Origin of the sequence: Mesorhizobium sp. M7A.F.Ca.CA.002.05.1.1 (assembly GCF_003998335.1) — a bacterium.
Taxonomy (GTDB): Bacteria; Pseudomonadota; Alphaproteobacteria; order Rhizobiales; family Rhizobiaceae; genus Mesorhizobium.
In genome coordinates this window covers 1-3,173 of the sequence record NZ_RZQI01000709.1, presented here as the reverse complement: position 1 = coordinate 3,173, position 3,173 = coordinate 1, and the positions used below count along the sequence as shown (strand labels likewise).

At 62.3% G+C, this 3,173-nt stretch carries 5 protein-coding genes; 2 read left to right on the top strand and 3 right to left on the bottom strand.

Annotation, left to right across the window (positions count from 1 at the left end; all coding sequences use genetic code 11):
* The first annotated feature begins 30 nt into the window (after window positions 1-30).
* Entirely contained in the window at window positions 31-366 is a 336-nt protein-coding gene (locus EN939_RS27080) for a DUF423 domain-containing protein (protein ID WP_127270811.1), read from the top strand.
* A 34-nt stretch (window positions 367-400) separates the two neighbouring features.
* Here EN939_RS27080 and EN939_RS27075 read toward each other — a convergent pair whose 3' ends face one another.
* Both EN939_RS27075 and EN939_RS27070 read right to left on the bottom strand, forming a co-directional pair.
* On the bottom strand, window positions 401-538 hold the full coding sequence (locus EN939_RS27075) for a hypothetical protein (protein WP_127270808.1): 138 nt from the start codon (window positions 536-538) through the stop codon (window positions 401-403).
* A gap of 62 nt (window positions 539-600) precedes the next feature.
* Window positions 601-744, bottom strand: a complete 144-nt coding sequence (locus EN939_RS27070) for a hypothetical protein (protein WP_126068772.1) — start codon at window positions 742-744, stop codon at window positions 601-603.
* A 155-nt stretch (window positions 745-899) separates the two neighbouring features.
* Here EN939_RS27070 and EN939_RS27065 point away from each other — a divergent pair, with 155 nt between their 5' ends.
* A complete protein-coding gene (locus EN939_RS27065; protein ID WP_127270806.1) occupies window positions 900-1,979 on the top strand; it encodes a LacI family DNA-binding transcriptional regulator in 1,080 nt (359 codons plus the stop codon).
* Between the two features lie 2 nt (window positions 1,980-1,981).
* On the opposite strand, the gene EN939_RS27060 is transcribed toward EN939_RS27065, so the two are convergent.
* Window positions 1,982-3,173 (bottom strand): OpgC family protein (locus EN939_RS27060; protein WP_442919564.1); only part of this gene is annotated, 1,192 nt, incomplete at its 5' end.

Below are 3,173 nucleotides of genomic sequence, written 5' to 3'. Positions count from 1 at the left end.
GCCGAACGACCTTCCGACAACAGCGGCCGTATCCTCGTCCTGGCCGGCGGCCTGTGCGGCGCCGCCGGCGTGGCGCTGTCGGCCGCGGCGGCGCATCTGGGCGGCGCCTTCGTCGGCACCGCCGCATCCTTCCTGCTGATGCATGCGCCGGTCTTCCTCGCCGCCGGATTGCTTGGGGCGAACCGGATGCTGCGCATCGGCAGCCTGATCCTGCTGGTTGGGCTTCTGCTGTTCTGCGGCGATCTGCTGGCCCGCGATTTCATCGGGTCGCGGCTGTTCCCGCTGTCGGCGCCGATCGGCGGCACGCTACTCATTACCGGCTGGCTGGCGATCGCCGCCTCGGCGCTGGTGCGCATGCGTTCCTGACGCCTGCCCGCGCCAAATGTAAAAGCGTGGGCTGCTAGTCCTGCCGGCGCTCGGGCTTGATGAGCAATTCGCGATTGCGTCGCCGCAGCTTCGCCAACCAATGCCGTTCCGGCCTCGCGATGCCCCAATAGTTGCGGTAGATGTCTTCGAACAGATAGCTGACGGGATGCATGATGTGCGCTCCTTCTAGTCCTTGAATCGATCCAATCGACAGGCGCGAAAAACCGACCACGATCAGCTCCGCTTGCGCTCCACAAGGAACCGCAACTCGCGAACCCATGGGCTGGCTTTGCCACGGCGCTTCTGCGTCGTGGTGTTCGACGAGATGCTCCAGTCGTTGCGGTAGATATCTTCGAAGAGAAAATTGACGGGATGCATGGCACAACTCCCCTAAATATGTTGAATCGATCCAATTTAGAGAACCACCGTTCGCTTGGATCGATTCAAACATACGCCTTGCCGAGACTGTGATCAAGTCAAAATTTGAACCGATCCAACGAAAGTGTTAGGAGGGAGGAATTCAGGAGACGAAGATGGCGCCATTGACCTCTGCAAAGACAAGACCGGTCCGTCTGGCGGACATTGCCAAGGCGGCCGGCGTGTCGCACGGCACCGCGTCCAACGTGTTCGCCCGGCCGGAGATCGTGCGCGAGGAGGTCCGCGAGCGGGTCAAGGCGGCAGCCGAGGCCATGGGATATGGCGGACCGGATCCCAAGGGCCGGCTGCTGCGCGCCGGCAAGGTCAATGCCATCGGTGTCGCGACCGCGGAACCCCTCTCCTATTTCTTCGACGACCCCTTTGCCCGGGTGATGATGGCCAGCATCTCGCAGGCCTGCGACGCGACCGGTGCGGGGATTTCGCTGGTCTCCGCAGCCAACAACGAACAGCTTGCCTGGAACATCCAAAGTGCGCTGGTCGACGGTTTCATCGTCTTTTGCGTCGATGGCGGTTCAAGGCTGGTCGAACTGGCGCGTGAACGCAAACTCCCTTTTGTCGCGCTCGATCTCGATTCGGACGACGACGACGCCGTTGCAGCAATCGGCGTCGACAACATCGCCGGGGCTGGCCTGGCCGCCCGCCACCTGACCGAACTCGGACATCGCCGCTTTGCCGTGCTTACCCTGCCCTGTGCCGACGCAGGCTTCGGCCCTACCACAAGGGAGCAGGTGGAAATGGCCCTCTACTCGGCTACGCGCGACCGCTTGCGTGGCTATTTCGCCGAACTCTCCCGGGTCGGCGTCGACGTCTCGCGCGTGCCGATCTACGAAACCGTCAATGACGAGAAGAGCGTTTGGGCCGGCCTCGACCATATTTTCGCCGGTGCCGAGACGCCGACAGCCATTCTGGCGATGTCCGACAGGATGGCGCTCCATGCGCTGGACTGGCTGCGGCAGCACGACATTGCGGTGCCGGGCGATGTTTCGGTCGTCGGCTTCGACGGTGTTCCGGAGGGGGCGGTTTCCAAGCCGCCGCTGACCACGATCGTCCAGCCGATCGCCGAGATGGGCCGCCTTGCCGTCAAGGCGATCCTTGAAAATGACGGTTCGTTCAGCCGGCAATCGCTGCCGGTCCAACTCGTGGTGCGAGCCTCATCCGGCCCCTCGCCCGCCTGAGCTCAACGGCCCATTCTTGTCGCCATGGCCGGCATCGCGAAGGATGCAGCATGGACGGGCGGTGCGGCGTTGTGAGCCGGCCTGCTTTTGCCGGACCAGCCAAGGCCCGATAGCCATTCGAGATAGTAGGCGAGCGCGAACTGCATGACGATGCCGGCCGATATCAACAGGCTGTCATAGGCAAATCCGCCCGGATTGATCAGCTTCAGCACTTGCGCCGCCATTGCAAGCACCGTGCCGGCAATGAAAATCGGCAGCGATCGTTTGCCCAATATGGCAAGCGGATGATCGCGTCCGGTGCGAAACAGGTTCGAGACCGCCGGGAATGCCACGATCAGGTAGCTCACCGCCAATATATGCAGCAGCCTCGGCAGCGACAGGAACGTCTTGTCGAAGCCGGTCAGCACCGGAGGCAGGCCAAACCAGGAGATATGCCCCCAAAGCGGGCTGTGCACCCAGACCAGTGCCACAGCGGTGTAGGCCAAGGCCGCGCCAACCAGCCAGCGATTGACCGGGATGGTACCGCCGCGACGCACATGCAATGCACCTGCCAGGCCGATGTTGAAAAGGAACTGCCACGACAGCGGGTTGAGAAACCAGAAGCCGGGCTCGGGATAGTTGGGCGGAGCAATTTGATAAACCCCCGCGACCAGCCACAGGGCGCCGGAGGCGACCAGTGCCAAGACCGGCCGATAGCTGACAATGAGCAGGAACACCGGCGTCAGCAAGAGCAGCACCGCATAGACGGGCAGTATGTTGTTGTAGCCGAGTTGGTGGCCGAGCGTCACGATGCCGATCAGCACCTGCGGCGTATTCTTGATCAACGGCTCGATGTTGATCATCGTCAAAAGCTCCGGCCGCCTGGCAAACACCGCCGCAGCGCAGAACATGGCCATCACCACCATGGTGGTGACGATGTGGGTGGCATAAAGCACACCGGCGCGGCGCAACATCTTCAGGGTTGCCAGCAGCCGGTTTCCAGGTTGGAATTTCCTGCCATAGGCAAGTGCGACCGAGATGCCGGAGATCAGCACGAAGACTTCCGCCGCATCGGAAAAGCCGAAATTCTTGTAGGTCAGATACTCGAAGGCGGTACCTGGCACATGGTCGACATAGATGGTCAGCAAAGCGAGAGCACGGAGCACGTCTATGCGCGTGTCGCGCTCAGTGCGATCGGGGACACGCGCATCGCGG